This window comes from Streptomyces sp. ADMS (genome assembly GCF_033441795.1).
Classification (GTDB): domain Bacteria; phylum Actinomycetota; class Actinomycetes; order Streptomycetales; family Streptomycetaceae; genus Streptomyces.
In genome coordinates this window covers 1-381 of record NZ_JAVFVX010000476.1, presented here as the reverse complement: position 1 = coordinate 381, position 381 = coordinate 1, and the positions used below count along the sequence as shown (strand labels likewise).

The window sequence follows — 381 nt, the reverse complement described above, 5'->3', positions numbered from 1 at the left end:
GCGACTCCATGAGCCCTACCAGCGCGAACGCGAACGCGTACGGGGCGATGGTGGTCAGCGTGTCCATGGTGAACGGCACATCCGGCAGGCCCGGGACCGGCAGCGAGGACGGCAGGTCGCCCTTGTCACCGACATTCGGCACCGCGATCCCGGCCGCCACCGTGATCACCGTCAGGACGACGATGGAGACCAGCGGCGCCGGGATCACCGTGGTGACCTTCGGGAAGAACACCATCAGCGCCAGGCCGGCGGCGATGAGCGGGTAGACGGCCCAGGGCACATCGCGCATCTCCGGCACCTGCGCCATGAAGATCAGGATGGCGAGGGCGTTGACGAAACCGACCATCACCGACCGGGGCACGAAGCGCATGAGCTTGGCCA

At 67.7% G+C, this 381-nt stretch carries 1 pseudogene; it reads right to left on the bottom strand.

Annotated elements, in window-relative coordinates:
• Positions 1-381 (bottom strand): annotated as a pseudogene (locus tag RB628_RS41625) (sodium-independent anion transporter); the annotation flags it as partial.